The 8,442-nt window shown below is 71.0% G+C and carries 8 protein-coding genes; 2 read left to right on the top strand and 6 right to left on the bottom strand.

Annotated elements, in window-relative coordinates; genetic code table 11:
• Window positions 1-2,498: DNA polymerase I (gene polA / locus ACXVGS_RS18225; protein ID WP_458537305.1), on the bottom strand; the 2,498-nt coding region annotated here is incomplete at its 3' end.
• 52 nt (window positions 2,499-2,550) lie between these two features.
• Between polA and ACXVGS_RS18220 the strand changes: the two genes are divergently transcribed.
• Window positions 2,551-2,982, top strand: coding sequence for a PaaI family thioesterase (locus ACXVGS_RS18220; RefSeq protein WP_141788551.1), 432 nt, complete (start codon window positions 2,551-2,553; stop codon window positions 2,980-2,982).
• 89 nt (window positions 2,983-3,071) lie between these two features.
• Here ACXVGS_RS18220 and ACXVGS_RS18215 read toward each other — a convergent pair whose 3' ends face one another.
• Complete coding sequence (locus tag ACXVGS_RS18215; protein WP_458530929.1) at window positions 3,072-3,626, bottom strand: GNAT family N-acetyltransferase; 555 nt, start codon at window positions 3,624-3,626, stop codon at window positions 3,072-3,074.
• A gap of 187 nt (window positions 3,627-3,813) precedes the next feature.
• On the opposite strand from ACXVGS_RS18215, the gene ACXVGS_RS18210 reads away from it, so the two are divergent.
• Window positions 3,814-4,599 (top strand): DUF554 domain-containing protein, encoded by a 786-nt coding sequence (locus ACXVGS_RS18210; RefSeq protein ID WP_458530928.1) that lies wholly within the window; start codon window positions 3,814-3,816, stop codon window positions 4,597-4,599.
• 62 nt (window positions 4,600-4,661) lie between these two features.
• Here ACXVGS_RS18210 and ACXVGS_RS18205 read toward each other — a convergent pair whose 3' ends face one another.
• From ACXVGS_RS18205 to ACXVGS_RS18190, 4 genes are read right to left on the bottom strand one after another with little or no spacing between them, the layout of a single operon-like run.
• A complete protein-coding gene (locus ACXVGS_RS18205) occupies window positions 4,662-5,381 on the bottom strand; it encodes an ABC transporter ATP-binding protein (protein ID WP_458530927.1) in 720 nt (239 codons plus the stop codon).
• On the bottom strand, window positions 5,371-6,216 hold the full coding sequence (locus ACXVGS_RS18200) for an ABC transporter ATP-binding protein (RefSeq protein ID WP_458530926.1): 846 nt from the start codon (window positions 6,214-6,216) through the stop codon (window positions 5,371-5,373). Before ACXVGS_RS18200 ends, ACXVGS_RS18205 begins: the two co-directional genes overlap by 11 nt.
• Window positions 6,209-7,336, bottom strand: a complete 1,128-nt coding sequence (locus ACXVGS_RS18195; RefSeq protein ID WP_458530925.1) for a branched-chain amino acid ABC transporter permease — start codon at window positions 7,334-7,336, stop codon at window positions 6,209-6,211. The genes ACXVGS_RS18200 and ACXVGS_RS18195 overlap by 8 nt, the downstream gene beginning before the upstream one ends.
• The gene (locus tag ACXVGS_RS18190) at window positions 7,333-8,319 is read right to left on the bottom strand and encodes a branched-chain amino acid ABC transporter permease (protein WP_458532650.1); all 987 of its coding nucleotides are present in this window, start codon (window positions 8,317-8,319) and stop codon (window positions 7,333-7,335) included. The genes ACXVGS_RS18195 and ACXVGS_RS18190 overlap by 4 nt, the downstream gene beginning before the upstream one ends.
• Between the last annotated feature and the right edge of the window lie 123 nt (window positions 8,320-8,442).

Below are 8,442 nucleotides of genomic sequence, written 5' to 3'. Positions count from 1 at the left end.
GCCCCGGACTCGCGCAGCGCCGCGTCGACGCGCAGCATCGCGAGCTTGATGATGTCGGCCGCCGACCCCTGGATGGGGGCGTTGAGCGCCATCCGCTCGGCACCCTCGCGGCGCTGGCGGTTGTCGGACGTGAGGTCGGGCAGGTAGCGCCGGCGCCCGAGCATCGTCTCGGTGTAGCCGGTGCGGCGGGCCTCCTCGACGACGTCACGCAGGTAGTCACGCACCCCGCCGAACCGCGCGAAGTACTCGTCCATCAGCCCCTTGGCCTCGTCGGTGCCGATCCCGAGCTGCTTGGACAGCCCGAACGCGGACAGGCCGTAGGCCAGGCCATAGGACATCGCCTTGACCTTGGCCCGCATCTCGGCGGTGACGTCCTCCGGCGCCACCGCGAACACCCGCGAGCCGACGAACCGGTGCAGGTCCTCACCGGTGCGGAAGGCCTCGATCAGGCCCTCGTCACCGGAGAGGTGGGCCATGATCCGCATCTCGATCTGGCTGTAGTCGGCCGACATCAGCGACTCGTAGCCCTCGCCGACGACGAAGACCGACCGGATCCGGCGGCCCTCCTCGGTGCGGATCGGGATGTTCTGCAGGTTGGGGTCGGTCGAGGACCGCCGGCCCGTCGCCGCGATGGTCTGCTGGTAGGTCGTGTGGATCCGGCCGTCGTCGGCGACCGACTTGATCAGCCCCTCGACGGTGACCCGCAGCCGGGTGGAGTCCCGGTGGCGCAGCAACGCCTCGAGGAAGGGGTGCTCGGTCTTGGCGTAGAGGTCGGTCAGCGCGTCGGCGTCGGTGGTGTAGCCGGTCTTGGTGCGCTTGGTCTTGGGCATGCCGAGCTGGTCGAACAGCACCACCTGCAGCTGCTTGGGCGAGCCGAGGTTGATCTGCTGCCCGCCGATCGCGTCGTAGGCGTCCTCCTGCGCCTCGCGCACCTTGGCGGCGAAGTCGGCCTCGAGGGCCGTGAGGGCGTCGACGTCGGCGGCGATGCCGACCCGCTCCATGCGCGCGAGCACGTCGACCAGCGGCAGCTCGATCTGCTCGATGAGCGAGGCGCCCCCGGTGGCCTGCAGCTGGGTGTCCAGGGCCGCGGCCAGGTCGAGCACCGCCCGGGCGCGGACCATGGCCTCGTCGGCCTCGGCTGCGCCGTCGGCGGCGAAGTCGAGCAGCCCCTGCCCGCCGGTCTCGGCCTCGGCCCGCAGCTCCCGGTTGAGGTTGCGCAGCACGAGGTCGGCCAGGTCGTAGGACCGCTGGTCGGGGCGCACGAGGTAGGCCGCGAGCGCGGTGTCGCTGGTGACCCCGGCCAGGGTCAGTCCGCGGGCGGCGAGCGCCTGGACCGGGCCCTTGGCGTCGTGCAGCGCCTTGGGCCGGCCCGGGTCGGCCAGCCAGGCGGCGAGCGCCTGCTCGGCAGCCTCGTCGAGCGTGGTCAGGTCGAGGTATGCCGCGTGGTCGCCGGCCGTGGCGATGGCCAAGGCGTCCACGTCGCCGGTGCCCCGGGCCCAGCGCCCGACGACGTGCACGCCGACCCGGGCGCCCGGCCCGGCGTGCTCCTGCAGCCAGCCCGGGACCTCGGCGGGGGCCAGCACGACGCCGTCGACCTCGAAGCCGGAGTCGGCCTCCTCCTCGACGGACTCCAGGGTCGCGAACAGCCGGTCGCGCAGGACCCGGAACTCCAGCCCGTCGAAGACCTGGTGCACCTTCTCGCGGTCCCACGGCCTGCGGGCCAGATCGTCGACGGTCAGCCCGAGGTCGAGGTCGCCGACGAGCTGGTTGAGCCGGCGGTTGCGCAGCACGCCGTCGAGGTGCTCGCGCAGCGACTCCCCCGCCTTGCCCTTGATCTCGTCGACGTGGGCGACGACGCCGGTCAGGTCGCCGTAGAGGCCGATCCACTTGGCGGCGGTCTTGGGGCCGACCCCGGGCACGCCGGGCAGGTTGTCGGAGGACTCCCCCACCAGCGCCGCGAGGTCGCTGTAACGCTCGGGGGGCACGCCGTACTTGGCCTCGACGGCGGCCGGGGTCATGCGGGCCAGGTCGGAGACGCCCTTGACGGGGTAGAGCACGGTGACGTCGTCACGCACCAGCTGCAGCGCGTCGCGGTCACCGGAGCAGATGAGCACCTCCATGCCCTCGGCCCGCGCCTGCGCGGTCAGCGTGGCGATGACGTCGTCGGCCTCGAAGCCCTCGACCTCGACGTAGGGGATGTGCAGGGCGTCGAGCACCTCGTGCAGCAGCGACACCTGCCCCTTGAACTCCGACGGCGTCGCCGAGCGGCCCGCCTTGTACTCGGCGTACTCCTCCGTGCGGAAGGTCTGCCGGGACACGTCGAAGGCGACCGCGACGTGCGTGGGCTGCTCGTCGCGCAGCACGTTGATCAGCATCGACGTGAAGCCGTAGACCGCGTTGGTGCTCTGGCCGGTCGAGGTCGAGAAGTTCTCGACGGGCAGGGCGAAGAAGGCGCGGTAGGCCAGCGAGTGACCGTCGAGGAGCAGGAGTCGGTTCACGCATGGCAGCCTATTGCCACCGACGGACACACAGACGGGCAGGCACACCACCATGGACCACGCAGCACCGCAGGACCGCGTCGTCGCCGGGCTCAACGCGATGAACGCCGGCACGCTCGGCGAGCGGATGGAGATCGAGTTCCTCGAGGCCTCCCCCGAGCGCGTCGTGGCGCGCATGCCGGTCAAGGGCAACACCCAGCCCTACGGCCTGCTCCACGGCGGCGCCAGCGTCGTGCTCGCCGAGACGGTCGGCTCGATCGGCGCCGCGCTGCACGCCGGGCAGGACCGCATCGCCGTCGGGCTGGACATCAACGCCACCCACCACCGGGCGGCCCGCGACGGCTACGTCACCGGCACCGCGACCGCCCTGTCCCTGGGCAACACCCTGGCGTCCTACGACGTGACCATCACCGACGAGGACGGCCGGCGGGTCTGCACCTCACGGATCACCTGCCTGATCCGCCCCAAGGCGCCCGGCGCCTGAGCGCCCCCTCCCCGAGCAGGTATGACGAGGGGGTTCCGTCCCGGTCGGGACGGACCCCCTCGTCGTGGGTGCGGTGGGCGTGCTGCCGGTCAGCCGACGAGCTGGCGGTCGCTCATCCGGCCGGTGCGGGCGCGCAGGGAGCGGCGGCGCTGCTGGAGCACGAGCTCGAGGCCGCCACGGTGCTCCTCGCCCTGCAGCTTGCGGCGCAGCCCGGCCGTGGTGGTGACCCGCTTGACGACGTAGGAGGAGAAGCCGAGACGGGCGAAGAAGCGGTTGGCGTCGCGGCCCTGGGAGGGCACGCAGGTGGCGATCTGGTCGGCACCGAACCGCTCGGCATACGTCGCCGCGGCGGTGAGCAGCGCCTTGGCCGCACCCTGGCGGCGGGCGGTCTCGGCGACGTAGAGCTGGTCGATGCACACGCAGGGGGTGTCGGTCAGGCCGGAGAGGGGGCTGTGGGTCAGCACCATGTAGCCGACCGCCTGGCCGTCGTGGAAGGCGAGGTAGGCACGCACGTCCTCGCGAGCCAGCGCCGCGGCCACGCGGCCCTCGCTGGCCGCCCGCGTCGCCGACTCCAGGCTGCCCCCGGCCTCGACCCTCGCCGCCAGCCACAGCTGGGTGAACAGCTCGTTCTGGGAGGGTGACACCGGACGCACGCTGACCTGGGGACGCGACACAGATCCTCCATCGTTGCTGAAACACGTTGCGGCAGTGGGTCCCCCAACCCGAAGGCCCGGACGGATGCCTTCCGGGCCGAGGCAGACTCTAGAGCCAAGAGTCCCACCGGGAGAAGAGCTGGCGGAGAAATCTCCCGCCTGGCCTAGGGTTGGCCGCGTGAGTGGCGCCTTCCCCGGTCTCGGCACGGTCATCAACGTGGTCGCGGTCCTGCTCGGCGCGGGCCTGGGCATGGCCGTGGGGCACCGGCTGCCCGACCGCACCCGCTCGGTGGTCACCGACGTCCTGGGCCTGACCACCCTGCTCATGGCCGGCCTGTCGGCGGTCAGCGTGACCGACCGGGCGTTCACTTCCGCCGTGCCGACCGGGGCCCCGGTGCTCATCGTGCTCGGCAGCCTGCTGCTCGGCGGCATCGCCGGTTCGCTGCTGCGGATCGAGGAGCGCCTCGAGGGGCTCGCGGGCGCGATCCAGGCCCGACTGGCCCGGCGCCCCCGGCTGCTCGGGCTCCAGGAGGCCGGGCAGGGCCACGAGGCCCGGGAGCGCTTCATCGAGGGCTGGCTCGGCGCCTCCCTGCTGTTCTGCGTCGGCCCGCTGACCATCCTGGGCTCCCTCTCCGACGGCCTCGGTCGCGGCATCGAGCAGCTCGCGCTGAAGTCGGTGCTCGACGGCTTCGCCGCGATGGCGTTCGCCTCGTCCTTCGGCGTGGGCGTGCTGCTGTCCGCCGCCTCGGTGGCCGTCGTCCAGGGCACGCTGACGCTGCTCGGGGTGCTGCTCGGCTCGGTGCTGCCCGAGGCGCACATCGCCGCGCTGACCGCGACCGGCGGGCTCATGCTCGTCGGGATCGCGTTGCGGCTGCTGCGCATCCGGGAGGTGCCGGTCGGCGACCTGCTGCCCGCGCTGGTCGTCGCTCCCCTGCTCACCCAGCTGGTCATCGCCCTCAGCTGAGGGGACCACAGGGGTATGCCGGGTGGCGGCCACCCGGCATACCCTCGCCTCGCGTGCTGCGGCTAGACGTCACCACCGAGGTAGGCGGCCTTGACCGCGTCGTCGGCCGCGAGCGCGGCGCCGGTGCCCTCGCGCACGATCTCGCCGGTCTCCAGGATGTAGCCCCGGTTGGCGCGCTTGAGTGCCTGCGCGGCGTTCTGCTCCACCAGCAGGACCGTGGTGCCCTGCTTGTTGATCTCGGTGACGATGTCGAAGATCTGCTGGATCAGCTTGGGCGCCAGACCCATCGACGGCTCGTCCAGCAGCAGCAGCCGAGGGCGGGCCATGAGCGCCCGGCCCATGGCCAGCATCTGCTGCTCCCCACCGGACATCGTCCCCGCGGTCTGGTTCATCCGCTCCTGGAGCCGGGGGAACAGCGAGAACACCCGGTCGCGGTCCTCGGCCACAGCCTTGGTCTTGCGGTCCTTGCGGGCGTAGGCGCCCATGTCGAGGTTCTCGTTGACCGTCATGCCAGGGAAGCAGCCGCGACCCTCCGGGCTCTGGGAGATGCCCAGCACCGGGCGCTGGTGCGGCGGCATGTGGGTGATGTCCTGGCCATCGAAGCGGATCGTCCCGGCCCGCACCGGGCGCAGGCCGGAGACGGTCTTCATCGTCGTGGTCTTGCCGGCACCGTTGGCCCCGATCAGCGTGACGACCTCACCCTCCTCGACGGTGAAGGTGATGTCGCGGATCGCCTCGATGCGCCCGTAGTTGACGCACAGGCCGTTGACCTCAAGAAGCATTCTCGTCGACTCCCAGGTAGGCGGCGATGACGGCGGGGTTGTCGCGGATCTCGGCGGGCAGCCCCTCGGCGATCTTGCGGCCGAACTCCAGGACCACGATCCGGTCGGTCACGCCCATGACCAGCCGCATGTCGTGCTCGATGAGCAGCACGGTGTAGCCCTGGTCGCGGATGGTGCGGATCAGCTCCATCAGGCGGGCCTTCTCCGCGGGGTTGAAGCCGGCGGCGGGCTCGTCCAGGCACAGCAGGGTGGGGTTGGTGGCCAGCGCCCGGGCGATCTCGAGCCGGCGCTGGTCGCCGTAGGACAGGTTGCGGGCGAGCTCGTTGGCCCTCTTGCTCAGGCCCATGAACTTGAGCAGCTCGCGGGCGCGCTCGTAGCCCTCCTTCTCCTCCCGGCGGTGCTTGGGCAGGCGCAGGATGGCGGACCCGACCCCGGTCGTGTGGTGGGCGTCGGCCCCGACGAGGACGTTCTCCAGCGCGGTCATGGTGCCGAAGAGCCGGATGTTCTGGAAGGTGCGCGCGATGCCGAGGCGGGTGATCTCGTGCTTCTTGCGCCGGCCGAGCGGCTCCCCCTGGAAGCGGACGCCGCCCGAGGTCGGCTGGTAGACGCCGGTCATGACGTTGAAGCACGTCGTCTTGCCGGCGCCGTTGGGGCCGATGAGGCCGAGGATCTCGCCCTCGTTGATGTGGAACGAGACCTCGTTCAGCGCCACGACACCGCCGAAGCGAAGGGTGACGTCGTCGACCTCCAGCAGCCGGCGGGCGGACGCGCCGCCGCCGGGCGCGGGGCCGGTCGACTCGACCTGGGTCTCGGTCGCGGGAGTGGTCTCAGGCATGTGCGGTCCCCTCCTCCAGGGCCTCGATCTCCTCTTCGGACTCGATCGCCCGGACGGCCCTGCGTGGCGGCAGCAGACCCTGCGGCCGGAAGATCGCCAGGGCCATCAGCGCCAGACCGAAGAGCAGGTAGCGCTCCTCGGACAGGAACCGGAACTTCTCGGGCAGCCACGTCAGCAGGAAGGCCGCCGAGATGACGCCCCACCGGTTGCCCTGGCCACCGACGACCACCATGGCCACGAACAGCACCGAGTAGAGGATGGTGAAGTTGTCGGGGTTGAGGAACCCCTGACGGGCGGCGAACAGCGACCCGGACAGGCCGCCGATGCAGGCACCGATCGCGAACGCGAGCAGCTTGAACCGGAACGTGGGCACGCCCATGAGCTCGGCGGCGTCCTCGTCCTCCCGGGTCGCCTCCCACGCCCGGCCGACGCGCGAGTTCTGCATCAGCCGGTCGATGAAGATGACGATGATGACGACGGTCAGCGCCAGCCAGTAGAACGGGGTGGCATCGCGCACGCCGAACTCCAGGACCGTCGTCGTCGTCGACAGGTCGACCACCGGGGCCCCGCCCGACCAGTCCAGGTGCGGGATGCTGAACAGGGCAGGACCTGTCGGTGACGGCACGTTGCTGATACCCGCCGCGGCACCGAGCCAGGCGGAGTTGAGCAGGACCAGCCGGATGATCTCCCCGAACCCGAGCGTCACGATGGCGAGGTAGTCACCGCGGACCCGCAGCGTGGGGGCACCCAGCAGGATGCCGGAGACCATCGCGAAGATGATGGCCAGGGGCACGCACAGCAGCCAGGGCAGTGTGCCGTGGGCGGAGCCGAACACACCCACGGCGTAGGCGCCGATGGCGAAGAAGCCGACGTAACCCAGGTCGAGCAGACCGGCGTAGCCGATGACGACGTTGAGGCCGAGGGCGACCAGGGCATAGACCGAGCAGCTGAACAGCACGCTGGCGAAGTCGGAGTCGGTGGTCGTGATGAACGGCGGGTTGATGATCGGCAACAGGTAGACCAGCAGGGCCGCGATCACGAGCAGGACGATCTTGACCGGCTTGGGCAGCCCGGCCACCCGCCCGCGGAAGCCGTGGAAGAAGTCGGTGACGGCACTCATGCGCGGGCCTTTCCGAGCGACTCGCCCAACAGGCCGGTCGGGCGGAACAACAGGATGACGATCAGGAGCAGGAAGGCCACGACGTCCTTCCACTGGGTGCCGACGAGGGCAGAGCCGTAGTTCTCGGCGACGCCGAGGATGAAGCCGCCGAGGAGGGCGCCGCGGACGTTGCCGATGCCACCGAGCACGGCGGCGGTGAACGCCTTGACGCCGAGGATGAAGCCGGCGTTGTAGCGGGTGACGCCCACCTTGAGCAGGTAGAGCATCGCCGCCCCGCCGGCCATGATCCCGCCGACGAGGAAGGTGATCCGGATGACGCGGTCGCGGTTGACGCCCATGAGGGCCGCCGACTCGGGGTCCTGGGCCACCGCCCGGATGCCCCGGCCGAGGCGGGTGCGGCTGACGAACTGATCCAGCACCACCATCATCACCACGGCCGCGACCAGCACGATGATGTCGATGTTCTTGACGCCGTAGTCGCCGAGCTGGAACACCACGTGGCTGTCGACGAGGCTGGGGGCGACGGCGTTCTCCCGGGGGCGGCCGACGTAGTCGGCCAGGGTCCGGTCGAGCCCGAACCACGCCGCGACCTTGTCACGCAGGCCCATGAGCTCGGAGAGCACGAACGAGGCGCCGATGGCCGAGATCAGCGCGATCAGGGGCGGTGCGTTGCGCTTGCGCAACGGGCGGTAGGCGCCGTACTCCAGGATCAGGGCGACGATCGCCGAGACCAGCATCGCGGCGAGGAAGCCGAGGATGAGGTAGCCCACCACCGCGAGACCGGTCGCCTTGCCCGCCCCCAGCGCGGTGAGCACCCACACGGCGCCGAAGGTGCCCCACATGAACACCTCGGAGTGGGCGAAGTTGATCAGCCGCAGCACGCCGTAGACCAGCGTGTAGCCCAGGGCCACGAGCGAGTAGACCGCCCCGATAGCCAGGCCCGTGACCGTCAGCTCGAAGAAGTGGTGAATCAGAAGGTCCATGCAGGTCCCGTCTCGATGGCGGTGTCGGACAGCGTCAGCATCGGCGTTGGGGGGACTCTAGGCCACCCGCGGCGCCCGCAGAAGGGTCGCTGACGCGCGTGGCGGCCGGAGGCTGGTGCCTCC

This window comes from Oryzihumus sp. (assembly GCF_054325275.1).
This window is presented reverse-complemented; position numbering and strand designations above follow the sequence as displayed.

Excerpts from the sequence above, each read along its gene's own strand:
- ACXVGS_RS18220 (WP_141788551.1), top strand. The coding sequence starts at position 2,551 with ATGGACCACGCAGCACCGCAGGACCGCGTCGTCGCCGGGCTCAACGCG.
- ACXVGS_RS18205 (WP_458530927.1), bottom strand. The coding sequence starts at position 5,381 with ATGCTTCTTGAGGTCAACGGCCTGTGCGTCAACTACGGGCGCATCGAG.
- ACXVGS_RS18200 (WP_458530926.1), bottom strand. The coding sequence starts at position 6,216 with ATGCCTGAGACCACTCCCGCGACCGAGACCCAGGTCGAGTCGACCGGC.
- ACXVGS_RS18195 (WP_458530925.1), bottom strand. The coding sequence starts at position 7,336 with ATGAGTGCCGTCACCGACTTCTTCCACGGCTTCCGCGGGCGGGTGGCC.
- ACXVGS_RS18190 (WP_458532650.1), bottom strand. The coding sequence starts at position 8,319 with ATGGACCTTCTGATTCACCACTTCTTCGAGCTGACGGTCACGGGCCTG.